Annotated in this window: 25 protein-coding genes; 14 read left to right on the top strand and 11 right to left on the bottom strand. The window is 55.7% G+C overall.

Annotated features, from left to right (window positions below; genetic code table 11):
- Positions 1–66: 66 nt before the first annotated feature.
- Positions 67–1,437, bottom strand: a complete 1,371-nt coding sequence (locus tag FDK21_RS14765) for an MATE family efflux transporter (RefSeq protein WP_138149412.1) — start codon at positions 1,435–1,437, stop codon at positions 67–69.
- 154 nt (positions 1,438–1,591) lie between these two features.
- Here FDK21_RS14765 and FDK21_RS14760 point away from each other — a divergent pair, with 154 nt between their 5' ends.
- The gene (locus FDK21_RS14760) at positions 1,592–1,786 is read left to right on the top strand and encodes a hypothetical protein (RefSeq protein WP_114010429.1); all 195 of its coding nucleotides are present in this window, start codon (positions 1,592–1,594) and stop codon (positions 1,784–1,786) included.
- Positions 1,787–1,912: 126 nt separating this feature from the next.
- On the opposite strand, the gene nqrM is transcribed toward FDK21_RS14760, so the two are convergent.
- From nqrM to FDK21_RS14745, 3 genes are all read right to left on the bottom strand, one after another.
- Positions 1,913–2,167, bottom strand: coding sequence for a (Na+)-NQR maturation NqrM (gene nqrM / locus FDK21_RS14755; protein ID WP_114010012.1), 255 nt, complete (start codon positions 2,165–2,167; stop codon positions 1,913–1,915).
- A 110-nt stretch (positions 2,168–2,277) separates the two neighbouring features.
- A complete protein-coding gene (locus FDK21_RS14750; RefSeq protein WP_138149410.1) occupies positions 2,278–3,339 on the bottom strand; it encodes an FAD:protein FMN transferase in 1,062 nt (353 codons plus the stop codon).
- 52 nt (positions 3,340–3,391) lie between these two features.
- Positions 3,392–3,574 (bottom strand): hypothetical protein, encoded by a 183-nt coding sequence (locus tag FDK21_RS14745; protein WP_138149408.1) that lies wholly within the window; start codon positions 3,572–3,574, stop codon positions 3,392–3,394.
- Between the two features lie 117 nt (positions 3,575–3,691).
- On the opposite strand from FDK21_RS14745, the gene FDK21_RS14740 reads away from it, so the two are divergent.
- The 7 genes from FDK21_RS14740 to FDK21_RS14710 all read left to right on the top strand — a co-directional run bounded on the left by FDK21_RS14740 (position 3,692) and on the right by FDK21_RS14710 (position 10,575).
- On the top strand, positions 3,692–5,041 hold the full coding sequence (locus FDK21_RS14740; RefSeq protein WP_114010014.1) for a Na(+)-translocating NADH-quinone reductase subunit A: 1,350 nt from the start codon (positions 3,692–3,694) through the stop codon (positions 5,039–5,041).
- 3 nt (positions 5,042–5,044) lie between these two features.
- Complete coding sequence (locus tag FDK21_RS14735) at positions 5,045–6,253, top strand: NADH:ubiquinone reductase (Na(+)-transporting) subunit B (RefSeq protein ID WP_114010015.1); 1,209 nt, start codon at positions 5,045–5,047, stop codon at positions 6,251–6,253.
- A complete protein-coding gene (locus FDK21_RS14730; RefSeq protein WP_114010016.1) occupies positions 6,246–7,058 on the top strand; it encodes a Na(+)-translocating NADH-quinone reductase subunit C in 813 nt (270 codons plus the stop codon). Before FDK21_RS14735 ends, FDK21_RS14730 begins: the two co-directional genes overlap by 8 nt.
- Entirely contained in the window at positions 7,058–7,717 is a 660-nt protein-coding gene (locus FDK21_RS14725) for an NADH:ubiquinone reductase (Na(+)-transporting) subunit D (protein WP_114010017.1), read from the top strand. Before FDK21_RS14730 ends, FDK21_RS14725 begins: the two co-directional genes overlap by 1 nt.
- Positions 7,718–7,719: 2 nt before the next feature.
- Complete coding sequence (nqrE, locus tag FDK21_RS14720; RefSeq protein ID WP_114010018.1) at positions 7,720–8,328, top strand: NADH:ubiquinone reductase (Na(+)-transporting) subunit E; 609 nt, start codon at positions 7,720–7,722, stop codon at positions 8,326–8,328.
- Between the two features lie 12 nt (positions 8,329–8,340).
- Positions 8,341–9,561: an NADH:ubiquinone reductase (Na(+)-transporting) subunit F gene (gene nqrF / locus FDK21_RS14715; protein ID WP_114010019.1), complete on the top strand. Its 1,221-nt coding sequence runs from the start codon at positions 8,341–8,343 to the stop codon at positions 9,559–9,561.
- A gap of 252 nt (positions 9,562–9,813) precedes the next feature.
- A complete protein-coding gene (locus FDK21_RS14710; RefSeq protein WP_348639249.1) occupies positions 9,814–10,575 on the top strand; it encodes a GntR family transcriptional regulator in 762 nt (253 codons plus the stop codon).
- A gap of 86 nt (positions 10,576–10,661) precedes the next feature.
- Here the strand turns inward: FDK21_RS14710 and FDK21_RS14705 are convergent, their stop codons facing one another.
- From FDK21_RS14705 to gcvP, 3 genes are all read right to left on the bottom strand, one after another.
- Entirely contained in the window at positions 10,662–11,132 is a 471-nt protein-coding gene (locus FDK21_RS14705; protein ID WP_138149406.1) for a hypothetical protein, read from the bottom strand.
- Between the two features lie 360 nt (positions 11,133–11,492).
- Positions 11,493–12,908, bottom strand: coding sequence for an L-serine ammonia-lyase (locus FDK21_RS14700; protein ID WP_138149404.1), 1,416 nt, complete (start codon positions 12,906–12,908; stop codon positions 11,493–11,495).
- 105 nt (positions 12,909–13,013) lie between these two features.
- On the bottom strand, positions 13,014–15,884 hold the full coding sequence (gene gcvP / locus FDK21_RS14695; RefSeq protein ID WP_138149402.1) for an aminomethyl-transferring glycine dehydrogenase: 2,871 nt from the start codon (positions 15,882–15,884) through the stop codon (positions 13,014–13,016).
- A gap of 425 nt (positions 15,885–16,309) precedes the next feature.
- Between gcvP and FDK21_RS14690 the strand changes: the two genes are divergently transcribed.
- Positions 16,310–16,987 carry a helix-turn-helix domain-containing protein gene (locus FDK21_RS14690; RefSeq protein ID WP_138149400.1) on the top strand — a complete coding sequence of 226 codons (678 nt, stop codon included), beginning with the start codon at positions 16,310–16,312 and terminating at the stop codon, positions 16,985–16,987.
- Positions 16,984–17,478 (top strand): GNAT family N-acetyltransferase, encoded by a 495-nt coding sequence (locus tag FDK21_RS14685; protein ID WP_138149398.1) that lies wholly within the window; start codon positions 16,984–16,986, stop codon positions 17,476–17,478. The genes FDK21_RS14690 and FDK21_RS14685 overlap by 4 nt, the downstream gene beginning before the upstream one ends.
- Positions 17,479–17,552: 74 nt before the next feature.
- On the opposite strand, the gene FDK21_RS14680 is transcribed toward FDK21_RS14685, so the two are convergent.
- On the bottom strand, positions 17,553–18,353 hold the full coding sequence (locus FDK21_RS14680; RefSeq protein ID WP_114010430.1) for a tellurite resistance TerB family protein: 801 nt from the start codon (positions 18,351–18,353) through the stop codon (positions 17,553–17,555).
- Between the two features lie 310 nt (positions 18,354–18,663).
- On the opposite strand from FDK21_RS14680, the gene FDK21_RS14675 reads away from it, so the two are divergent.
- Positions 18,664–18,906 carry an RND transporter gene (locus FDK21_RS14675; protein WP_138149396.1) on the top strand — a complete coding sequence of 81 codons (243 nt, stop codon included), beginning with the start codon at positions 18,664–18,666 and terminating at the stop codon, positions 18,904–18,906.
- Positions 18,907–18,922: 16 nt separating this feature from the next.
- On the opposite strand, the gene FDK21_RS14670 is transcribed toward FDK21_RS14675, so the two are convergent.
- Positions 18,923–19,510 (bottom strand): TetR/AcrR family transcriptional regulator, encoded by a 588-nt coding sequence (locus tag FDK21_RS14670; RefSeq protein WP_114010026.1) that lies wholly within the window; start codon positions 19,508–19,510, stop codon positions 18,923–18,925.
- Between the two features lie 128 nt (positions 19,511–19,638).
- Here FDK21_RS14670 and FDK21_RS14665 point away from each other — a divergent pair, with 128 nt between their 5' ends.
- Entirely contained in the window at positions 19,639–20,268 is a 630-nt protein-coding gene (locus tag FDK21_RS14665) for an SDR family oxidoreductase (RefSeq protein ID WP_138149394.1), read from the top strand.
- A gap of 7 nt (positions 20,269–20,275) precedes the next feature.
- Here the strand turns inward: FDK21_RS14665 and FDK21_RS14660 are convergent, their stop codons facing one another.
- Positions 20,276–20,812, bottom strand: coding sequence for an isochorismatase family protein (locus tag FDK21_RS14660; protein WP_114010028.1), 537 nt, complete (start codon positions 20,810–20,812; stop codon positions 20,276–20,278).
- 153 nt (positions 20,813–20,965) lie between these two features.
- Here FDK21_RS14660 and FDK21_RS14655 point away from each other — a divergent pair, with 153 nt between their 5' ends.
- Positions 20,966–21,958 (top strand): helix-turn-helix domain-containing protein, encoded by a 993-nt coding sequence (locus FDK21_RS14655; RefSeq protein ID WP_246657588.1) that lies wholly within the window; start codon positions 20,966–20,968, stop codon positions 21,956–21,958.
- A gap of 20 nt (positions 21,959–21,978) precedes the next feature.
- Here FDK21_RS14655 and FDK21_RS14650 read toward each other — a convergent pair whose 3' ends face one another.
- Positions 21,979–22,785 (bottom strand): phosphodiesterase, encoded by an 807-nt coding sequence (locus FDK21_RS14650; protein ID WP_210238791.1) that lies wholly within the window; start codon positions 22,783–22,785, stop codon positions 21,979–21,981.
- A 656-nt stretch (positions 22,786–23,441) separates the two neighbouring features.
- Between FDK21_RS14650 and FDK21_RS14645 the strand changes: the two genes are divergently transcribed.
- The gene (locus tag FDK21_RS14645) at positions 23,442–24,071 is read left to right on the top strand and encodes a GNAT family N-acetyltransferase (protein WP_138149392.1); all 630 of its coding nucleotides are present in this window, start codon (positions 23,442–23,444) and stop codon (positions 24,069–24,071) included.
- The last annotated feature ends 143 nt before the right edge of the window (positions 24,072–24,214 follow it).

Below are 24,214 nucleotides of genomic sequence, written 5' to 3'. Positions count from 1 at the left end.
GGAAGGTTATTTCTTATTCTGTCTCAGCCATGGCATAAAATTTCTCGCCGCGAAAGAGCGCCGCCTCTACTTCTTGCTGTTCGCGACCAAAAGATGACGCAAACGCAGTCCCATAATGATCAGACGCAGCAATTCCTCGCAGAGCAAGAAACCAAAGGCGACAAAAATCGGCAGCTCAAACAACAGGATCGTCGCCAGCAACAGTGGCAGTCCAAAGCCCCATTGCAGGGCCAACTGCACCCAGAAGACCCATTTGGGCCGATCGGTTGATCGTAAAATCGCGGTGATTGTCACCGAAAGGGTTCGAATCAGCACCAGAAGCGCGGCTTCCGGTATCAGCAGCATGAAATTGATTCGCACGGCCCCTGATATATGCCAGGACAAGCCACCGGTCAGAAGGGTTGCCGCGATAAACAACAAGGCAAGGCGTGGTGCCAATACCCGCAAGGCCGCGAGATTGGAGCGGATTGCAGCATGGAGCGCATCGCTGCCCTTGGGCAGATCTGCACAGGTGATTGTTGCCGACAGGGCGATAGAGCGGCCCAACACGTTGGAGATCGACAACCATGGAGCCATCAACGCCATCGCGGCAAAATGCAGGTAGGAAAGCTGGGCGAACAGCAACTGGTAGGCCTGAGCACCGACGATCAAGGCCGCTACATTCATCGTCACAGGCACGAGAACCGAACGGGGAAGGGGCGGGGCTGAACGGGCCTCCTGTTCAGTGTGTGTGTCGGTATGGACAGAAGTCGAGCGAAAATAGGGATCGCGAGAAAGCTGCAACAGCAGGAAAGCCAGCCGGGCGGATTGGCTGATCAAGGTGGCAATCGCCGCCCCCTTGATGCCCAGCTCCGGCGCTCCAAGCCAGCCATAGATCAACAGCGCATTCAGCGTGACATTGAGCGGCACCTCGATGGCAAAGCCCCAAAGCTCGCGCGATGCCTGCCGTCGCACATCGAATGACAACGACAACAAATAGGCACAGAAGCTGATCGGCAGGCCATAGACCATCAGCTCCAAATACCGCTTGGCAGCAAACCCGACCCCGGACGTGCTGGCCAGATGATCAACCAGAAAATGGATGTTGAATCGGAACAACAGCACCAGCCCCAGACTGATGCCGAGCCCCAGACCGAGCAACAGCCGCAGGCGTTGGGCAAAGAGCTGGGGGCTATCCTCACCAAAAGCGCGTGTCAGCACAATCTGTGAGGCCGAACCAATCCCGAACAGCAGCGCCATGAACAGACCATAGAGGCTGCCAGCCAGACCAAGCCCCGCCAGTGTTTCATCACCAATCGGCCCGACCATGTTGGCGTCGATCAGAATGGCCGACGTGGCAAACAGGCCAGACAGCGACAAAAAGCCCGCCAGCCGCACAATGGACGGCGTGCCGCGGTCAAACAGATCCGGGTGATTGGGGGAAGCGGATACGGACAAAGTGGGCAGGGCTCCAAGGCGTTGGGCTTGACCAATGCATGCCTCGCGCGACCAGAGCCATGTGATCAGGCACGCATGCGCAAGACGGCTTGCATTGGCCGCACATTAGGATAAATTGGCGCCAAAACCAACGCCAAAAACCAAAGGTCTCACAGTGTCCAGCCTCGTGATTTCCAGTTCCTATCTCGGCATTGCCCTGCTCGTGATCTTCTGCCTTGCGGGCAAGGTCTTCCGCGACAATTGGAAACGCAAGGGCGACAACTGGAAACGCAATTGCTGGCTGTCCGGTCTGGTCGCAACCGCCTGCTTCCTTATCCTCGCTTTTGTGCCCTTCGTGCCTCAGGGGTGATACACCAGATCAGATTGCAGAGTCAGTCTGGTTATCGTAGCAAACCCCGCCAGTGCATTGGCAGGCAACAAAAAAGCCGCTCGGCAGTGGGCCAGCGGCTTGTTATCTCTTCTTTCAAACAGTGCTTTAGGCGGCCGAACTTGCGGCTGCCAGTTTTTCAGCTGCCTCACGGGCGGCTTTCTTGCGTGGGCATTCAAGGCGCTCTTTGAGCGGGCTGTTCGGGTCCACAGGCATGGAGCAGACAACGCATTTGTCACTGTCAGAGATCGCATTCAAACCGCCACAAGACCCGGTGATCGGCTTGCGCTTGAACATCACGCCAACGGACATGCCGATAAGAACGACAAGAAAGGCTCCGAATGCGACGAGAAAGGTTTCCATGTCTGTAATCCTTGAGTTGGCCCTTGCGGGCAGTCTATTCTGCTTCCTGCAGTCCCCGACCTTATGGATCAAGATGGGGCGCTTCGTCTTGGCAAATGTCAAGCAAGCGATCAATCGCCCTTTGACGCAGCCTTGTTTTGTTTCGCCATCAAGGCATCAAAGGCCTTGCTGCTGGAGGTGGCGAAGCCTTCCTCTTCCCGCGTAATGAAATAGGCGGGTATATTCAACCGGTTGGCCATTTCCCGGCCTTCCTCTTCTCCAAGCACCAGCAGGGCTGTTGCCAGTCCATCAGCCCGCATGCCATCGGCTGCCAGCACGGTGACCGACGCGAGATTGTGGGTCACGGGACGCCCGGTAACCGGGTCGATGATGTGAGACATCCGCCGACCTTCCTCATCGAGGAAGAAATTGCGATAATCCCCCGAGGTGGCCAGACCCATATCCGTGACAGAAACAACCAATTGAACCGCACGTCCGATTTCATTCGGTTTTTCAATGCCGACACGCCATGGCACACCCATGTCATTGACACCGCGTGCGATCAGATCGCCACCAATCTCTACCAAATAATCCGTAATGCCATGTTTCTCAAGAGTGCGGGCGATCAAATCTGCGCTATAACCCTTGGCAATGGCGCCCAGATTGACGGATACCGCACCACGCCGCTTGCGCAAGGACGGCGGGTCGTTGCGCAGTTCCAGCAGGCTGTCCTGCCCCACATTGGCAAGGGCGGCATCGATTTCGGCCTTGCTGGGCAGGGTCTCGTTGTCTTCCGGCCCAAAGCCCCACATGTCGATCAGGGGCGAGAGCGTGATGTCAAACCGACCGTTGCTCTCTGCATGGATCCGTTGCGCTTCCTGCAAGACCTCAAGGAAGGTCGGTGAAATGTCCTGCCAGTTGGTCGACGGACTCGCATTGAACCGGGAAATCTCGGTGTCATCCGTCCAGTTGTTCAGTTTGTCGTTGGCATTATCCAGCGTCGCCTTGATATCGTTATAAAGTGCCTCCTTGTCGATTTTTCCGCGGGCCCTGAGGGCTTTGATCGTGTAGGAGGTGCCCATCGTGTTGCCGCGCAAAATATATTGATCTGTCTGGTCTGCCAGCAGATCACAACCGGCCAGCAGCAGGCTGCCCAGGATGAGCGACACAATGGGGAGGAAACGCAGGGACATGAGGGCTATTACTCTTTCGGCCTTAGTTGGCTAATTTGCCAAATTTGCAACATCACAAATCGCTGCCGACAGGATCGAGACGGCCCGCTGCAATTTGCCATAGCTCGGTGGTTTCATACCAAAATTGTCTTAAGTCAAGGCAAGAAAATCCTGAACCTGCCATTGAAACGGTGGAAATAACGGAAAAAATTTTCCATTTTTGGGCCTCCGCATTCGGTTCAATTGCAAAACACACCCAATGGCTTCCGATTGGGCTTGAATTGTTAAGATTCCATCGTTAGCAAGAGGACGCTGCTAAGCTCGACAAATGCTGCCACAACGGCGCAATTCACTTACGAAATCAAGGTATGCTATGAAGCTAAAAAAAGGATTGGATCTGCCGATATCCGGCGCTCCTGTCCAGACCATTCATGAAGGGCCAAAAATCTCCAAAGTGGCTTTGAATGGTCGGGACTTCATCGGCCTCAAACCCAAGATGCTCGTTGCTGAGGGGGAGAAAGTCAAGAAGGGTCAACCTCTCTTTTTACACAAAGCTTCAGAAGATGTGATGTATGTGGCGCCTGGTGGCGGAACCATCACAGCGATCAATCGTGGCGCACGTCGCGTGCTTGAAACGATTGTCATCTCTCTGGACGAAGTGGAAGAAGAAGTCACCTTTGAGGCAACCGACGCCAAGCAATTGGTGAATCTCTCGCGTGAAAATGTGCAGAAGCGTTTGTATGAGAGCGGGCAGTGGACCTTCTTCAAAACGCGTCCTTATTCCTACGTGCCACAACAGGATAGCGTACCGCACTCGATCTTCGTGACCGCAATGGATACCGATCCGCTTTGCGCCGACGCGAAGGTCGTCATCGAAGCCAATGCCGCTGCATTCACGGCTGGTCTCGATGTGATCTCGACCCTTACCGAAGGTCGGATCTATGTTTGTCACCACGCCAATGACAAGCTACCGCACAGTGCGGCAGATCATGTCAGCTTTGAGAGCTTCGATGGTCCGCATCCGGCAGGCCTGCCCGGAACCCACATCCATTTCCTTGATCCCGTCAGCGCAGAGAAAACCGTCTGGTCGATCTCCTACGCTGACGTGATTGCCATTGGTAACCTGTTCACCACAGGGAAGATCGATACCAATCGCACGATCTCGCTGGCTGGCCCGATGGCCGTCAAGCCGCGTCTGATCACCACGCGCGTTGGCGCCTCTACCGACGAGATCACCGCAGGCGAAGCCGAAGTCGGCATCGATTGCCGCGTGATTTCCGGCTCTGTTCTCTCGGGTAGCCATGCCCATGACCAGTTTGCCTTCCTCTCCCACTCTGCCCGACAGGTTACCCTGATCGAGGAAGATGAGAAGCAACGGGTTCTTGGCTGGATCAATCCCGCACAGGGCAGTTGGTCCTTCACCAATGTTCATCTGAGTTCGATTTTTGGTGCGGGCAAGAAATTTGCTTTCGGTTCCAACCAGCGCGGTGGCCGCCGTGCAATGGTGCCGTTCGGATCCTATGAACGCGTGATGCCGCTGGATATCCTCCCAACCCAGCTGCTGCGTGCGATCCTGACCGTCGATACGGATCTGGCCCAGAAACTGGGTGCACTGGAGCTTGCAGAGGAAGATCTCGCGCTGTGCAGTTTCATTTGCCATTCGAAATATGAGTATGGCGAAGCCTTGCGTATCAATCTCACCAAAATCGAAAAAGAGGGCTAAATCGTGGGTTTGCGCAATTTTTTCGACAGCATTGAGCCGCATTTCCATAAAGGCGGCAAGCTGCACAAGTATTACGCCCTCTTCGAGATGGTGGAATCCTTCATTTACACGCCCAAGACCGTGACCAAAGTCGCGCCACATGCGCGCGATGACATCGATCTCAAGCGTGTCATGTCCTATGTCTGGGTCTGCACCTTCCCGTGCATTCTCTTTGCCATGTATAATACCGGATACAACACCAACGCGGCGATCGCCCAACTTGGTCTGACCGACGTGCCCGGTATTCGTGCCATGATCCTGTCGATGCTTGGCATTGGCTTTGATCCCAACAACTTCATCGCCTGCATTCTGCATGGTGCGATGTATCTCGTGCCGATCTATGCCGTGACGATGGCCGTCGGTGGCGCTGTTGAGGTGCTGTTTGCAATTGTCCGCGGTCACGAGATCAACGAGGGTTTCTTTGTTACCTCGGTGCTCTATGTGCTGATCGTTCCTGCTTCAACCCCGCTCTGGATGGTTGGTCTGGGCATCGCCTTTGGTGTTGTCATGGGCAAGGAAGTGTTCGGCGGCACCGGCAAAAACTTCCTCAACCCGGCACTGGTTGCCCGTGCTTTCCTCTATTTTGCCTATCCGGCCTATATGTCCGGTGATGCGGTCTGGACCCCTGTCGATGGCTATACTGGCGCAACCGCGCTTGGTGTCAGCGCGCTTCAGGGCATGGAAGGTCTCGCAGCAATGGGCCTGACCTGGTGGGATGCCTTCTTCGGCTTCATGGATGGCTCACTCGGCGAAACGTCGGCTCTGGCCTGCCTGATTGGCGGTTTGGTTCTGATGGTTGCCAAGATTGCCAACTGGCGTTTGATCGTCGGTTGTCTGGCCGGCACCATCGTCTTCGCGACCCTGCTGAACCTGATCGGTTCCGACACCAACCCGATGTTCGCAATGCCATTCTGGTGGCACTTCGTACTGGGTGGTTATGCTTTCGGTCTGTTCTTCATGGTCACCGAGCCGGTAACCGCCTCTCACACCGACTGGGGGCGTTTCTGGTACGGTGTTCTGATCGGCTTCATGGTCATCATGATCCGCGTCATCAATCCTGCTTTCCCAGAAGGCATGATGCTCGCGATCCTGTTTGGGAATATCTTTGCGCCACTGATCGACTATGTCGTCGTGCGTGCCAACATCAAGCGGAGGGTTGCTCGCAATGCCTGAAGCGACTGAAAAAAATCTCGGACCTGTGGGTCGTTTTCTGGCGATGCCAGCGGACAACCCGGTCAAGACAGTCATTGTGGCTGTTGGCCTGTGTCTTTTCTGCTCCATGATCGTGTCGGCAGCTGCTGTTGCGCTCAAGCCCATTCAGGAACAGAACAAGGTGCTGGACAAGAAGCGCAACATTCTCGAGGTCGCTGGTCTCTACAAGCCCGGCATCAACATCTCGGAAGCCTTCTCCAATATTGAAGCACGCGTTGTCGATCTGGAAACCGGCAAGTTCACCGAGGCGGTGGATCCGGCAACCTATGACCAGCGTGCTGCAGCCAAGGATCCAGCCCAGTCCATCAAACTGGACGATGATCCTGCGAGCATCGGTCGTAAGGCCAAACTGGCCTCGGTTTACCTGATCCGTGATGATGCTGGCGAGATCCAGACGATCATTCTGCCGGTTCATGGCTATGGTCTGTGGTCGACCCTTTATGGCTTTGTGGCTCTGAAGTCCGACGGCAACGAAGTGTCCGGCTTCCAGTTCTACGAACATGCTGAAACGCCGGGTCTCGGCGCTGAGGTCGACAATCCGAACTGGAAGGCCCTGTGGCCCGGTAAAAAAATCTATGACGAGGATGGTGCAGTGAAAATCACTGTTGCCAAGGGTGTTCCGTCCGCCAACATGGCAGACTATCACATTGACAGCCTTGCCGGTGCTTCGCTGACAGCACGCGGCGTTGATAATCTCGTTCGTTTCTGGATGGGTGATCAGGGCTTCAAGCAATTCCTCGACAACCTTAAAGCGGGAGAGGCTTAATGTCTGAACCAAGCAAAAAGGAAATGATGCTGGATCCGTTGGTCGATAACAACCCGATCACCCTCCAGGTTCTGGGCATCTGTTCTGCGCTCGCGGTGACCTCTTCGCTGAAGGTGGCTGCTGTGATGTCGATCGCCGTGATTTTCGTCACGGCTTTCTCCAGCTTCTTCATCTCGGTTATCCGTAACCATATCCCGAACAACATCCGCATTATCGTGCAGATGATCATCATTGCCTCTTTGGTGATCCTGGTTGACCAGATCCTCAAGGCCTATGCCTTCGAGATCTCCAAGACCCTGTCGGTCTTTGTTGGCCTGATCATCACCAACTGCATCGTGATGGGGCGCGCGGAAGCCTTCGCCATGAAGAACCCTCCGGTCGCTTCGTTCCTTGACGGGGTGGGCAATGGTCTGGGCTACACGCTGATCCTGATGTTGGTTGGCGTTGTCCGTGAATTGTTCGGTGCTGGCTCGCTGTTCGGCGTCACCATTCTGGAAACCGTGAACAATGGCGGCTGGTATGTGCCAAATGGCATGCTGCTGCTGCCTCCAAGCGCCTTCTTCCTGATTGGCCTCATCATCTGGGCCTTCCGCACCTGGAAACCAAAACAGGTCGAAGCCCGTGAATTCAAAATCGTTGAACAAGAGGGAGGCCACTAAGAATGGAAGGTCTCGTTTCTCTAGCCGTCAAGGCTGTCTTCATTGAGAACCTTGCGCTCTCCTTCTTTCTGGGTATGTGTACGTTTCTGGCCGTATCCAAAAAGGTTGAAACCGCGCTTGGTCTGGGCATCTCGGTTACGGTCGTGCAGGCCATTACCGTACCTGCCAACAACCTGATCCTGACCTACCTGTTGAATGACGGGGCTCTGTCATGGTTGGGTCTTGGCAACGTGGATCTCCGCTTCCTTGGTCTGATTTCCTATATCGGCGTCATCGCCGCGATGGTGCAGATTCTGGAAATGATCCTCGATCGCTTCTTCCCCGCCCTTTACAACGCATTGGGCATCTTCCTGCCACTGATCACCGTGAACTGCGCCATTCTTGGTGGCTCGCTCTTCATGGTGGAGCGTGATTACAACTTCGCTGAAGCCACCACCTACGGCATCTTCTCCGGTGTTGGCTGGGCGCTGGCAATCACCGCCATGGCAGGCGTTCGTGAAAAGCTGAAATATTCTGATATCCCGGCGGGTCTTCAGGGTCTCGGCATTACCTTCATCACTGCAGGGTTGATGGCCATGGGCTTCATGGCTTTCTCCGGCGTGAAGCTGTAAGGGAGATTTGAAATGCAAGAATTTACCCTAGGCATCACGTTCTTTACCCTGATCGTGCTGGCCCTGGTGTTCCTCATCCTGTTTGCCCGTGGCCGTCTGGTCTCGAGCGGCAATGTGAACATCACCATCAACGGCGAGCGTACGATTTCCGTACCGGCTGGTGGCAAACTGCTCGGCGTATTGGCTGGCGAAAAAATCTTCGTTCCATCCGCTTGCGGTGGCGGTGGGACCTGTGCCCAGTGTCGCTGTAAGGTCCTTGATGGTGGCGGCTCGATTCTGCCGACTGAGGAAACCCACATCACCAAGCGTGAAGCGCGCGAAGGCGATCGCCTGTCCTGTCAGGTGGCCGTCAAGCAGGACATGGTCATCGAGGTGCCGGAAGAAGTCTTCGGCGTCAAGAAGTGGGAATGCACCGTCAAGTCCAATGAAAACGTCGCGACCTTCATCAAAAATCTGGTGCTCGAACTGCCGGAAGGCGAGAATGTCAACTTCCGCGCAGGTGGTTACATTCAGATCGAAGCTCCGGCCCATGTCGTGAACTACACCGACTTCGACATCGAAGAGGAATATCGCGAGGACTGGGACAAGTTCAATCTCTGGAAATTCACCTCCAAGGTTGATGAGCCGGTCGAGCGCGCCTATTCCATGGCCAACTATCCGGAAGAAAAAGGCGTCATCATGCTCAATGTGCGTGTCGCTTCGCCACCTCCGGGTCAGGATCATCTGCCTCCGGGCAAGATGTCGTCCTACATCTTTAATCTCAAGCCGGGTGACAAGGTCACCATTTCCGGTCCGTTCGGTGAGTTCTTCGCCCGCGATACCAAGAAAGAAATGGTCTTTGTCGGTGGTGGTGCCGGTATGGCACCGATGCGGTCGCATATCTTTGATCAGTTGAAGCGGATCAAGACCGATCGCAAGATCACCTTCTGGTATGGGGCTCGCTCCAAGCGTGAAATGTTCTTTGTTGAGGACTTTGATCAACTGGCCGCGGAAAATCCAAACTTCGAATGGCATGTGGCACTCTCCGATGCGCTGCCTGAGGATGATTGGGACGGTTACACCGGCTTTATTCATAACGTGCTGTATGACGAATATCTGAAGAACCATGAGGCTCCTGAAGATTGCGAATACTACATGTGCGGACCTCCGATCATGAACCAGTCTGTGATCAACATGCTGCTTGATCTGGGCGTTGATCGCGAAGACATCATGCTTGACGACTTCGGCGGCTAATCGCCTCCACTGAGCACAATTCGAAAAGGCCGGGATGCTGTCATCCCGGCTTTTTTGTATGAATAGATCAGAATGCCACTGCCGTGGATTGATAATATTGGACGCTTTACAACAATAGATTGCATTCATATTATTGATTCATAATATACTCTTTGCTCGGAATGAAATGACAGACGCGTTTGGGAAATTGCGTCCCACGAACTCGTCTCGACCGACCCTGTTGTCTGACCAGATTATCTGAATCGTTTGGTTGTGGGCCTTTTTCGAACTTCAGGGTGCAATTGGAAAGCTGTTTCCATCACCAGAGCTAGGACCATCGTGGCACCAAATATCGGATATCAGGAAATCAGAACACGGATTCTCGAAAGGATCCGGAGCAAGCAATGGCCGTTGGGATCGGCTTTGCCATCCGAGGTTGCCCTGGCTGCAGAATTCAAATGTGCCCGCGCAACGGTCAATCGGGCTTTGGTGCTGTTGGCAGAAGAAGGCATCATTGACCGGAAACGCAAGGCCGGAAGCCGTGTCAGTCGGTTTCCCAAAAAACTCTCGAAGATTGAACTGAAGCTCATTCGGACTGAACTGGAGGAGTGCGGTCAAAGCTATCAATGCAAACAACTGGCACGATCTTTTGGGGCTCCACCTGTCTGGTCGGTTGAGGATGGCAGCTTTGCTCCTCAGGAGCAGGTGCTCCATATCGAAAGCTTGCATTTTGGTGATGGCAAACCGGTTCAGCATCAGCGCTCATGGATTAACGCGACACAATTGCCTCAGGTTGTGGATCAGAGTTTCGACTGTGCAGCCCCATGCGAGTGGTTGTTGCAAGAGTGCCCGTTGTGCAACGGCACCTATTGGTATGAAGCTGTCGCTCTGGATGCAAGCACTGCCGATCACCTTGGGCTCGAAGAACGTGCCCCAGTCATTTTAATGAGCCTGCATTTGATATGTGATGGCGGAACCATTGCAAGAGTTGAGAAGGTCTATAGCGGTGGTTTTAGCTTAACTGGCTCTTTTTGACATCAGGCTGTTAATCATCAAGTGCCGTGTAACCTTCTGCCACACGAAGAGCAGAGCCGCAAAGGGCAACTCCGTTGAACTCAGTTTCACTGACATGGGCCATCAAGCTTGCGTGCATAGCGTTCGATGATCGGCTCCCATCGTGGTTTTTCACTGCCAGGAAAGCTGAAATAGATGTGATGCACTGGACCACCCGTGCATCCTTCTGCCCGCAAATAATAGATCTCATCTCCGTCCCAACCGGACAAAACGAACCAGCTGTTGCCGCCCGCCTGATAGGTAATTGACTGGCCGCTATCAAGATAAATGCCGGTGAGATAGTCCCGGTAATCCGCCAACCGATCACCAGCAATGTTGTGAGCGCCATAAACAGAGACAGTGCCGCGCAAGACCGGATGGGAAAAGCTCCGTCCGTCTCCATTGGTCGGGGCAGGGGATGCACGAAAATCGGCTGGCAGCACAGCCGTTGTGCCAAATCGGCTGTTTCGATATTGGACATCATCAGCCAGCGCCGGGCCAGTGAGAATCAAAAGGACAAAAGCAAACAGACGGATCATGGAACAGGCTCCCGAACACCGGAAATTATAACAGACGTGTTTTCAAGATTTATCACAGCAATAGCTTCAAGGCGAGCGGCCTTGATGCCGCGACTGGTGCGCAAACGCAAAGGCTATCGACAGAAATGAAGCGAGGTGGGCCCGAATGTCAGCATTCGGGCAAATTGACTGCGAGGCCGCCACAAGATAAGCCGCCGGAGCGGATCGCAGGTGATCAGCTTATCGACCAGAATGAAGCGAGGCGGGCCCGAATGTCAGCATTCGGGCAAATTGACTGCGAGGCCGCCACAAGATAAGCCGCCGGAGCGGAGCGCAGGTGATCAGCTTATCGACAGAAATGAAGCGAGGCGGGCCCGAATGTCAGCATTCGGGTAAGTTCACTGCGAGCCCGCCGAGCGACGTCTCCTTGTATTTCTCGCCCATATCCTTGCCGGTTTCCCACATTGTTTTGATGCAATTATCGAGTGGCATGAAATGCGTGCCGTCGCCATGCAGAGAAAGCGAGGCAGCAGACACAGCCTTGATGGCGCCAAGCCCATTGCGTTCGATGCAGGGGACTTGCACGAGGCCTTTGACCGGATCGCAGGTCATGCCCAGATGATGTTCAAGGGCGATCTCGGCGGCATTCTCGATCTGCTCGTTGCTGCCGCCCAAAGCGGCACAGAGCCCACCGGCGGCCATTGCTGCCGCTGAACCAACTTCGGCCTGACAGCCAGCTTCTGCCCCCGAAATGGAGGCATTGTGTTTGATCAGCCCGCCGATGGCGGCCGCTGTCAGCAAAAAGGTGCGAATGCCCTCATCGCTCGAACCGGGGCATTGATCCCGATAATAGCGCAGCACGGACGGGATCACCCCGGACGCACCATTGGTCGGCGCAGTGACAACCCGCCCACCAGCAGCATTTTCCTCATTCACCGCCATGGCATAGAGGCTGAGCCAGTCATTGACCTGATGCGGCATGGGCTGATTGTTGCCCCGGTCGGCAATCAGCCGCTCGCGGATCGCTTTGGCGCGGCGCTTGACATAGAGGCCCCCCGGCAATTCGCCCTCTTTCTCAAGACCCCTGTCGATCACTGCCCGCATCGTGTGCCACAAGCGATCAAGACCCGACAGCAGGGCCTCGCGGCTCAGCTCCACTTCCTCGTTGGCCTGTTTCATCTCGGCAATGGTAAGGCCTGATTTTGCTCCCATCTCCAACATTTCTGCAGCCGAACCGAAAGGATAGGGATAGCCCGCTGCCGCCTGCTCCTTGTGCAGATCCTTGGGGTCGTGGCTGATCTGTTCGTCCAACTCGCTGGCCGTGACAATGAAGCCGCCGCCGATGGAATAATAGGTGGCGCTGGCCAGTATCGGGTTGCCCTCGCCATAGGCAAAAAGCTTCATGCCATTGGCGTGGCCGGGCAGGGGGGGGCCATAGTCAAAAACCAGATCCTCGTCCGGGTTGAAGCGCAGCCGCTCAAAACCATCCGGCTCAATGTGTTTTTCTTCACGGATACGCGCTTCCAGCCCTTCGGCTTCATCCGGGTCGAGCTTGTCCGGCGTGATGCCAATGAGCCCGAGGATCACGGCCCGGTCCGTCGCGTGTCCCTTGCCGGTGAAGGCCAGCGAGCCATGCAGCGCGCAAGAGACACGCCGCACCTGTTGGGCACTGACGCCCATGAAAATACCGCTCCGCAGGTCGTCCATAAACCGCGCCGCCGCATTCATTGGCCCCATCGTGTGGGACGATGAGGGGCCAACCCCGATCTTGAAAATGTCGAAGACTGACAGAAACATGCTTGGTCCTCCCCTTTGCGCCTCACAGCCAGAGCCATTCGCGGATGCCAGATACAAAACAGCCTGCTTCGGGCCTCATCCCAAAAGCAGGCTGCTTTTCGTTGCTTATTCAGCGGCCTCTTCGGCATAGTCTTCCATTGGCGGGCAGGTGCAGACCAGATTGCGGTCGCCATAGACATTGTCGACCCGGTTCACCGGTGGCCAGTATTTGTCGACCTCAAATGCACCTGCCGGGAAGCAGCCTTGCTCGCGGCTGTAAGGGCGGTCCCAGCTGCCAACAAGATCCCGCATCGTGTGCGGTGCATTTTTCAGCGGGTTGTTCTCGCTGTCGATCTTGCCGTCTTCAATGTCCTGCGCTTCGCGGCGAATGTCGAGCATGGCGGCAATGAAGCGATCCAGCTCGGCCTGTGGCTCGGATTCCGTCGGCTCCACCATCAGGGTGCCAGCCACCGGCCAGCTCATGGTTGGCGCATGGAAGCCATTGTCCATCAGACGCTTGGCAATGTCATCAACACTCACGCCACAGCTGTCAGCCAGTGGGCGGGTGTCGAGAATGCATTCATGCGCCACCAAACCTTTTGCCGAGCTGTAAAGCACGTCATAGGCCTCTTTCAGGCTGGCTGCGATATAGTTGGCATTGAGGATCGCCACCTTGGTGGCCTGTGTCAGGCCTTCGCCCCCCATCAGCAGGCAATAGGCCCAGCTGACCGGCAGGATGGACGGCGAGCCAAAGGGTGCCGCCGACACCGGACCGATGGTGGCGTCCCGCTCTGGATGACCGGGGAGGTAAGGTGCCAGATGGGCCTTGACGCCAATCGGACCCATGCCCGGACCGCCGCCACCATGGGGAATGCAGAAGGTCTTGTGTAGGTTCAAATGGCTGACATCGCCGCCAATGTCCCCCGGACGGGAAAGGCCGACCATGGCATTCATGTTGGCCCCGTCAATATAGACCTGACCGCCATGCTCATGGGTGATCGCGCAAACCTCTTGCACGGTCTCCTCAAACACCCCGTGGGTGGAGGGATAGGTGATCATGCAAGCCGCCAGCTCGTTCGAGTATTTCTCAGCCTTGGCTCGGAAATCCTCGACATCAATGTCGCCATTGTCAGCTGATTTGACCGCAATGACCTTCCAGCCCACCATCTGGGCGGATGCCGGGTTGGTACCGTGGGCCGAGGTCGGGATCAGACAGATGTTGCGTGTCCCTTCACCGCGCGCCACATGATAGTTGCGAATGGTGATCAGACCCGCATATTCCCCTTGTGCGCCAGAGTTTGGCTGTTGGGAAATGGCGTCATAGCCGGTCACCTGACAGAGCTTGTCGTTCAGATCATCGATCATTTCTTTGTAACCAAGGGCCTGATCATCGGGCACGAATGGATGCAGGTTGGCAAATTCGGGCCAGGTCACCGGGATCATCTCGATCGTCGCATTGAGCTTCATGGTGCAGGAGCCAAGCGGGATCATCGCCCGGTCCAGCGCCAGATCGCGGTCGGCAAGGCGACGCATATAACGGGTGATCTCGGCTTCTGCGCGGTTGAGATGGAAGATCGGATGGGTCAGATAGTCGGTCTCGCGCAGATTTGCGGTCGGCAGACGATATTCCACATCCTCGATCCGCTCATGTTCCACCGCGCCATAGGACAGATCGCCGCCAAAGCTCTTCCAGACCGCTTCCACGGTTTCCGGACGGGTCTGTTCGTCAAGGCTGATGCCGATCTTGGTCTCACCGATTTTGCGCAGATTGATGCCGTTGGACACAGCAGCATTGAGGATCACCCCTTGCAGCGCGCCCACTTCCACGGTCAGCGTGTCAAAAAACACATCTGGCTCCGGGTTGAAACCGAGTTTCTGCAGGCCACTGGCCAGACGCACGGTCATCCGGTGGACATATTGGGCAATCGCCTTGATGCCTTCGGGACCATGATAGACCGCATACATTGAGGCGATTACTGCGAGCAGGGCCTGTGCGGTGCAGACGTTGGAATTGGCTTTTTCGCGGCGGATATGCTGCTCGCGGGTCTGCAGCGACAGACGATAGGCCTTGCGACCACGGGCATCAATCGACACACCAATGATCCGACCCGGCATGGAGCGTTTGAAGGCATCGCGGCAAGACATATAAGCCGCGTGCGGGCCGCCATAGCCAAGCGGCACACCAAAGCGCTGGGTCGAGCCAACGGCAATATCCGCGCCCATTTCCCCCGGCGACTTCAGCAGAGCCAGCGATAGCGGATCGGCAATCACAATGCCAAGGGCTTTGTTGTCATGCAGCTGGGCAATCAGGCCGGTGAAATCGCGCACATGGCCATAGGTGCCGGGATATTGGAAGATCGCGCCAAAGACTTCAGCCGGGTCGAGATCATCCGGGTTACCAATCTTGATCTCAATGCCCAGCGGCTCAGCCCGTGTCTCGATGACAGCGATATTCTGCGGATGACAATTTTCGTCAACAAAGAAGATGTTGGCTTTGGATTTCGACGCCCGCTTGGCCATGGTCATGGCTTCGGCAGCAGCCGTTGCTTCGTCCAGCAGCGAGGCGTTGGCGATTTCCAGACCCGTCAGGTCAGACACCATGGTCTGGAAGTTGAGCAGGGCTTCAAGACGACCCTGACTGATTTCCGGCTGATAAGGGGTATAGGCGGTATACCAAGCCGGATTTTCCAGAATGTTGCGCAGGATTACCGGTGGCGTGGCTGTGCCATAATAGCCCTGACCGATCAGCGGGGTGAGGATCTTGTTCTTGGAAGCCACCTTGCGCATGTGATGCAGAGTGTCGCGTTCGCTGAGCGCTGGACCCCAATGAAGTGGTTCTGTCTGACGGATGGAGGAAGGCACGGTCGCGTCAATCAGGGCATCAAGGTCGGCATAGCCGATCACCTTGAGCATCGATTCCATTTCCTTCGGCGAAGGGCCGATATGGCGTCGATTGGCGAAATCATAGGGGGCATACCGGGTCGGTTTGAAGGTCATCACGCGCTCCTCACTTCGTGCACCAACCAAATGTGGTGCATCGCGGCCGCATCGCAGCCAGTCTCATCCAGTCATGGACAGGCCTTGGTGCGCCATGGGGGTCAATCATGCCGGTGTGATGACCCTCGAAAATACCCCGTCCAAACGGGGGCACGCTGCGGACTGTCACTTGAGTTTCTTATAAGGGAAATTTCCATCATAGGCAATAATGTGGTATAGACTAAACAGCCCGACACAGAGGAATCACGCGCTTTTTTTCGCTTCGCAAGGTGAAAAGTGGTTGAATAGCCGTTGTGATAGACCGCGGATTTTGACGGTTTGTAGCCTTTTGAGGCTTCAATGAGGTCAAAAGAAGCGGCGAGTCGCACCCCATGGCGGGCGAAGCATGGCCATAGGCTGCCATTGAGTGAGAGAGGACGTTGGATATGGGTGATCTGGAACGCGGTGAGCAAGGCGCCGTTGAAAGCCTGCAAAATGATGTCAGCGTCACCGAAAGCCTGCCCGGTGCAATTGGTCCGGCCGGTGCCTTGGCACCAGAGGCACCGGGTCTCAATGAGCTGGGCCAATTGGTGCGTGAAGCCCGCAAGAAAAAAGGCTGGACGCTGGAAGAAACCGGCCGCCATGCGGGCATTGGTCGCTCGACCCTGTCAAAGATCGAAAATGGTCAGACCAGCCCGGGCTTTGAGATTGTCCGCCGCCTGACCCGTTCGCTGGAGCTGGAAACCCCGAACCTGTTCCTGCAATCGGGCACCAGTGATCTGTCCGGTCGCCGCGATGTAACCCGCAAGGGAGAGGGGGAGCCCAAAGTCACCGCGACCTACAGCCACGAATTGCTCTGCAACGAGCTGACCAGCAAATCCATGTTGCCCTATATCAGCACCATCAAGGCGCGGGATATCTCCGATTTTGGTGACTGGATCCGTCACCGGGGCGAGGAATTCATGTATGTTTTGTCCGGCGACCTCGAACTGCATACCGAGCATTATCGCCCACTGACCATGAAAGCAGGGGACAGTGTCTATTATGACAGCGGCATGGGACATTGCTGTGTTTCCATCAGCGAGGACGACGCCGTTGTTCTATGGGTGAGTTTGGAACGATGAAGATTAGGCCCGCAACATCGGCCGATGCCACTGCCATCACGGCCATTTATAATGATCTGGTCGAAACCAGCACCGCAGTTTGGAAGACCAAGCTTTTCACCGTTGAAGACCGGATCGCCTGGATCAAGGAGCGCAATGAGGGTGGCTGCCCGGTTTTGATTGCCGAATTGCCCGACGGAACAGTCGCAGGCTTTGCCACCTATGGTCCTTGGCGCGCAGGCGATGGTTATTGCCACACGGTGGAACATACGGTCCATGTGGAAGCGAGCCATCGCGGGCAGGGGATTGGCAAGCAGCTTTTGACGGCGCTGATCGACTATGCCAAAGGCACCGATCTGCATGTGTTGATTGCTGGTATCGAGGCCGAAAACCAAGCCTCGATCAAGCTGCATGCCAAGCTTGGTTTCATTGAATGCGGCACCATGCATCAAGTCGGCACCAAGTTCGGTCGCTGGCTCGATCTCACCATCATGCAACTGACGCTGGACTAGGGCAGCAAAAAGAAAAAGGCTGCCGACAAATCGTGTCCGCAGCCCTGTTGCTTACCGGCCTACTTTTATGCAGCCTATTCGTCGCGCGCCTCAATGACGGTCGCGTGAATGTGGCTGGTCAGATCCGGCTCAAGGTCCAGACGCGCCGCCAGCATGGCCAGATAGGCCTGCTCGGACGGCATGTCCGGCTCGATGGCCATCAAGGATGCAATATAGACCTCGACCGCCTGCTCTTTCGTCCGGGCCTGAGCGACGATGCTGTCAATGTCGAGTGGCTTGTTCAACTGATCGAACAGAAACCCTTTCTCTTCGACGCTCAGGTCCAGTTCCTCAATTTTTGCAAAAATTGCCTGATGTTCGTCGGTGTCGATCTGACCGTCCGCCTTGGCAGCTGCAATCATCGCGCTGACGAGCGTTGCACCAAAGCCCGCAGCCCGTTCGGTCAACTCATTAACCTCAAAGCGAGAGCCGATCGGCACCACGGGCACATGGGTGACCTGTGGGTTGGTGCCATGGGGTGCATGCATGGTGGCGGGAATGGTCTTCTCACCGGTCCCGACATTGCCGTCGACAACCGGGACCCCGGCCTTTTTGCCCTGATAATCGGAATAGGCCTTGTAGGCGAGACCGGCCACCAGTGCGAGGCCGCCATAGGTGGCGGCCTTTTTGGCCATCTTGCGCCCCTTCTTGGAGCCCAACATGTAGCCCGCCAGACCTCCGGCCAACGCACCGCCACCAATGCCGCCCGCATTGTTGGTCAGATAGTCCTTGCCCTGCTGGAACAGATCGCCGCCAGCATTGGATCCACGCTGTGGGCTGGATGCTGGCCCGCTCGCGCCAAGAAATTCACTGATCAACTTTGATGCGTCAAACATATAGGTCCCCCAATTGCTGGTCTGGTGCTCGGTTCAGTAGGGCGCAAAAATGATCGCCTTGGTACTTTGTATCGGTTCCTTGAAATAGATATAAGGACATAGACGGAGGGCACAAGGTGCGTGCACAAGGAAAAGATTGTAAGCTTCCATCCGATAATGAAGGTCGCGTGGTTGCGATAAAGTGCAAATAACGATAAGCACGCACAAGGCCTGTTGCCCATCAATGTCTTTCCGACTTGTCAGGCCCCCAAAGCAGGGCAACCAGCAAGCAAAGCAACCGGCAAGCATGGCGCATAGGAGGAGAACCGCGATGTTTCAGTTTCTGGATCGCATTCCGGTCGCGACACTGGTCGTGATTGCCCTGACCCTCGGATTGGCGCCATTTCTACCCGAGCCCCATGTCTGGGAAAAGCTCAAGATGCTCCATGCCGGGTCTATGGAACGACCCATAGACATGTTTGATCTGGTCTTTCACGGCGTGCCATGGCTGTTACTCATCGCCAAACTAGGACGACTGGTGGTCTTGAAGCGGCGAGCCGGACACGTCGGTTGATCGTCAGAAGATCCCGTTACGCCTTGCAAAATACCCGCATGGCCGCAGCCTCGATCTGGTGCGCATAGCGCTCCTGCGTCCAGCCGCGTTGCTGGCATAACAATTCCCATTGCCGGATCGACAGCATCGACCAGAGCAGATCGGTGGCACTCGTCTCGTCATAATGGTCGGGCAGGTCACCGTCCTTTGACAGGGCGGCAATGGCGGCTTCACACCCTTCGCGCATATCCTCCATGCGCCGACGCCAGGCATCAGACACTTCCTGATCGGTTTCCGCCAGATATAGAATTGTCCGCGCCACCGGATAGATGATCGGGATATAGGCACACCACGCCTGCACAAAGGCCGACAGGCGCTCCCGTCCGGTTCGAGCGGTTCGACTGGCTGTCAGTCGCTCCTGCGCTCCTTCCTGCTCATCCTGAAGCAGGGTCGCCGCAATGATCAGCTCTCCCCGACTCTGGAAGTGCAAATAGAGCGCCTGACGGGACACGCCGGCCCGCTTGGCAATGTCGGACATGCGGATCCCGCTTCCGGCGCCTTCAGCAAGCAGCATAAGACAGGCTTCCAGAATTTTGCGTCTGGTATCGCTTTTCTCACTTGACATGGTGTCAATCTATCATTACTTGACAGAGTGTCAACTTTACACAGTGTCAAGTTTGTGGATGACGGCAACCGCCGATCCCTTTGAAAGACACGTAACGAAACCATTCACATGCAAGAAAGGCCACCATCATGAAACTCGCACTCTTCGGCGCCAGCGGCAAAGTTGGCCGCAATCTCACCCGGCAAGCACTGGCCGCAGGCCATGAAGTCACGGCTCTGGTCCGGTCCTTGAAAGCTGATTTGCCAGAACATCCAAATCTGACCCTTGTGGTTGGTGACGTGCTGAATCCAGAGGATGTGGCCAACGTCGTTGACGCAAAGGATGCCGTTTTGGTCGCACTTGGTGCTCCATTGGGGAACAAGGAAGGCATACGCACCAAAGGCACCGCCATCATCGTCAAAGCGATGAAAGAGGCCGCGGTTGAGCGGTTGATATGCCTGTCGGGCTTTGGGGCGGGCGAAAGCAGAGGCGCCTTGCCGTGGCTCTATCGCTTCCTCATCATGCCGCTCATCCTGCGTCACGTCTATGCCGACCATGAACAACAGGAAGTGTTGGTCAAACAAAGTGCGCTAGACTGGACGCTCGTCCGTCCGACCAACTATGTCGAAGGTCCGCAGACCAATGACTATCGCATCGATTTCAAGGCGGTGGAAAAAGGCATGACGTTCAAGATCAGTTACGCCAATGTCGCCCATTTCATGTTGTCGCAGGTCAGGGATCGCACCTTCCTGCACGCAGCTCCGTCTCTTTCCTCGTAAGGGGCGACTAAAACACGTCCGTCGAAGCGGCGACCGTCAGCCTGGGTGCGATGGCATTCAGCGCGATTTTGTGGATCATCTCGCTCACGCTGGTAGAGAGGTCCGACAAAATGGTCACATCATAGTCGTTGGCCTGAGGGGAAATCGCGGTATGGGTGACACAATTCTGGGTCATCATGCCGCCAATCAGCAGCTCGCGCGCTCCGACTTTCGCAAGACAGGCGCTAAGGTCAGTTTCAAGGAAACCGTCGGCAAACCGCTTTTGTACGACGGGCACATGCTCGACTACGGCCTTCAGGCGCGGGTGGATCGCCACCCCGTCTGTGCCCGGATTGAAGAAGGGAGCGGGGCCCTTGCTGGCATCGGCCACATGCTGGATGAGCAGGATCGGCAGACCCGCAATCTTGGCGCGCTCCACCGCTTGCAGAATGCGTTCAAGCGTCTCTTCTGCCTGCCATAGCGGGAAGGCAAAACCGTCAAAATAGTCATTCTGAATGTCGACCAGAAGAAGGGCGCGGTTTGAGGTCTGGGTCTGTTGGGACATGTGCTTTTCCTTTCTTGGGGTAATCACTGACCCAAAACTAGGCGGCAAGAGAGAAATGAGTAAGTGGCCCATGGATGGAATTGTGTTAAGATCAGGCCAATCTCAAATGTCATGTCACTGGCTTGAGGAATTATAAGTTCCATAACAAAGATTATGACAAAGGCTCTGACCATGCAGCCACAGACCGATGCCATCCAAATTGCAGTCCTTGCCTTTGACGGCATGAGTCCGTTTCATCTCTGGGTGCCGACGACGGTTTTCGGCCGTATTTATGAATCCGATGGCCGCTACAAGGTCACCATTTGTGCCGAGCAGGCAGGCCCGATCATGACGTCGGATGGCATGATCCTGTCGGTGCCCCATGGTTTTGACAGGGTGGACAATCTGGGCCAAGGGGATATGGTCATCGTTCCCACCTGGCCAAATATTGACCAACAGCCATCTCCGGCCCTGATCACCTGCCTGCAAGCGGCCCATGACAGGGGTGCCATCCTTGTTGGTCTGTGTCTGGGGGCCTTCGTTCTGGCAGAAGCGGGACTTCTGGCCGGCAAGCGGGCCACCACCCACTGGGCCTATGCCGACGCCTTTGCCAAGCGCTACCCGGACATTGCGTGTGAGCCCGATCAGCTCTATGCCGATGAAGGCGATGTTGTTACCTCTGCCGGTGTTGCTGCTGGGCTTGATTGTTGCCTCTATCTGATGCGCAAGCAGATTGGTGTTGAAGCAGCCAACCGCACCGCCCGCAACCTGGTTGTCTCACCCCACCGTGCCGGTGGGCAGGCCCAGTATATCGAGCGCCCCGTACCAAAGGATCTTGGCGAAAGCCGGGTGGCGGACGTGATGGTCCGGATTCGCAACAATCTCAAAGAGCCACACAGCATTGACAAGGCTGCAGCCCACGCCCGGATGAGCCGTCGCACCTTCACCCGCCACTTTGCCAATCAAACCGGAACCAGCTTCACCCGGTGGCTGCTGAGCGAACGTCTGGCCCTTAGCCAACTGCTATTGGAAACAACCAGTCTGAGCATGGAGTCAGTGGCTTATGAGGCGGGTTTTGGTAGCACCATGTCTTTGCGTCATCACTTTCGGCAGGCTTTCGGGCTTCCACCGGGGGCATGGCGCAAGCAGTTCAAGGGAACAGCATGAACGATCCCCTTTTGCATTGATCACAAGGGGAAGGGATCGGAGCGGTCCGTGAAATCATGCATATGGACCATCACCTGATCCGCATCCGCAAGGACTATGCCATAGGCTGGTGCTTCAAAATTGCCGCTTTGGCCCGCTTGTTGGCGGTTGAGTTCCAGCATCACTTGATGATTGAGCCCGCGCATACCAGAGACCGAAATGCCGCGCCAATTGCCAAACATCACCCGATGGGCATGGCCGACAAAGATATGCCGGATGCGCTGTTTGTGCGGGGCCAGTACATGCCAAAATGCTTCGCTATCCTGCAACTTGCTGTCGTCAGTGTTTGGAATGCCGATGGCAAAGGGCGGATGATGCATGAACAACATCACCGGCCCGTCGGTTTCCTCAAGCGCATTGGCGAGCCAGGTGCGGCGCTTTTCGCAATAAACGCCCTTCGATGTGCCTTTCTCGCTGGTATCGAGAAACAGGCAAAGGCCAAAAGGCGTGCGCTTGGATCCCTGAATGAAGCCATGCTCGCAGCGCTGGGTTTCAGGGAACTGATAGGCAAAGGCCCGCGCATCGTCGTGATTGCCTACCAGCAAATGCGACGGCACCGACAGGCGCCGCAACTCGCGCGCAAAAACTTCATAGGCATCCATATCCCCATGATGGGTCAAGTCGCCGGTAATAACGACAAAATCCGCATTGTCATGGTCCATATTGATGCTATCGATGGCCGCACGCAGCCGCTCTGTGGGACGCCTCCCGTAAACAAGGGCTTCCTGTCCCGCGACATGCGGGTCGGTCAGATGAATGAATTTCAGTGCATTCGGGTTCTTAATCACGCCCAAACTCCGACGAAAAATGGAGCCGCTGTGAAACCGGGTCAGGCATTGCTGTCTGGGGACGGACAGGGATGGTCTGGAAAGACACCACCTTTTGCAAGGGGACGCCGGTTTCTGCGGCTTGTTGTTTGATTCAAAAACGCAAGACAAGAATTTGCCCAAAACATGCCTGCGGAAGATGACAGTTTGATAATGAAACGACGACTCTTCGCTGACGACTGTCAAAAAGAGTGCGCACCCGGTGCGCTTGAGCTGGCAATCCGTAATGGCAATCTGAACAGAGGTGCAGTTTGAATGAACGCCCGATCTGAGACCGGCTTTTGTGAAACATTGCCCAATTCTTCCTGAGTTGGGCGTGCCTAACCGTCACGCGCTTGGGGCAAAGGGCAATGGAATGCCTTGAAATGATCTCGCGGACGCATGACATCATTGAAGATATGCGCGGTAGAGAGGTGTTGATCGTCATCGAACTGGTCTAGGATAAACCGCGAAAGCGTCCGCAGATGCGCTGGCCGAGAACATTTTCTACCGACGCCTTGAAAAAGGCTTGTCCTTCAGGATACCGATGGCAACATCCAGACTTGGACGCCATCGCAGGGGAAATGACCATCTCGCAAGCAACAGAATGACTGCGGGCAAAGGTTGGGAGAGAAAGCATGCCTATGAAAATTCGCGGCTATCGGCAAGAGGATCGCGAAATTCTCTATGATATCTGCCTACAGACAGGTGCAGCCGGGAAAAACGCGACAGCGTCTTTCGGCAACTCTGCGCTGCTCGGAGATATCTATGTCGGTCCCTATCTGCGCTATGCTTCCCAATTGATCTTTGTCGCCGAAGACAAAGAGGGCGTTGCAGGCTACATCGTGGGGGTGTTGGATAGCGAGGACTGGGCAAACCGTTTGGATCAGGACTGGTGGCCCGCCCTACGTGCCCAATATCCGCTTGACCCGCTTGATCAGCAGGATGGGCCTGATCGAACTGCGGCTGACCGCGACTGCATCAACGCAATCCATGATCCCCAACAGACGCCGCCGGAACTGGTCGCCCGCTATCCCGCTCATATCCATATGAACTTGCTGCCGCGCCTACAGGGCAGGGGGGTGGGAGGCCTCATGCTCAAACGCTGGTTTGATATTGCGGTCAATCACGGTGTCAGTTCGGTGCATATCGGTGTCAGCACGCACAATCGCGGTGGCATCGCCTTCTGGCAAAAACACAGATTTGCACGCATCGATACCAACTCCAAGGACGAGGGAACGCTCTGGATGGGACGGGATCTGCCCTGATCGCCTGATTGTGACGCTGGCGGTTCCATTGCCGCTGTTCAATTCAACAAGGCATGATCAATTGAACGTGCAACTTTCTGCCTGTTTGATTGAAAATGCCAGATTTTCGGTGTTTCAGGCACTGAGTCCTCTCCAAATTCAAG

This window comes from Cohaesibacter sp. CAU 1516, assembly GCF_005771485.1.
GTDB classification, from domain to species: domain Bacteria; phylum Pseudomonadota; class Alphaproteobacteria; order Rhizobiales; family Cohaesibacteraceae; genus Cohaesibacter; species Cohaesibacter intestini.
This window is presented reverse-complemented; position numbering and strand designations above follow the sequence as displayed.